Origin of the sequence: Robertmurraya sp. DFI.2.37 (genome assembly GCF_029211245.1) — a bacterium.
GTDB lineage: Bacteria > Bacillota > Bacilli > Bacillales > Cytobacillaceae > Robertmurraya > Robertmurraya methanolica_A.
On sequence record NZ_JARGEJ010000767.1, the window covers coordinates 1 to 293 of the forward strand.

The 293-nt window shown below is 47.8% G+C and carries 1 protein-coding gene; it reads left to right on the top strand.

All coding sequences use genetic code 11. The features are described 5' to 3' along the window. Window positions 1-14: 14 nt before the first annotated feature. Window positions 15-293: formate/nitrite transporter family protein (locus PZE06_RS28550; RefSeq protein WP_275792477.1), on the top strand; the 279-nt coding region annotated here is incomplete at its 3' end.

Genomic DNA, 293 nt, shown 5'->3' on the forward strand with positions numbered 1-293 from the left:
CTGAAGTAGTAGATCTGAGTATCAAAGCATGTGAGAACAAAACAAAACTCCCTGTCGGGAAAATGATCCTTCTCGGTATTATGGCAGGGGTTTTTATCGCACTGGGCGGTGCTACAAGCAGCACAGCGGCACACGCAGTAGAAAATGTCGGAGTGGCAAGAGCATTGGCAGGTGTGATCTTTCCGGTCGGATTGATGCTGATCGTATTCTTAGGTGGAGAACTTTTTACCGGAAACTGTCTGATCATTATGGACGTATTTGACAAACGGGTAACCTGGGCCGGACTGTTCCGT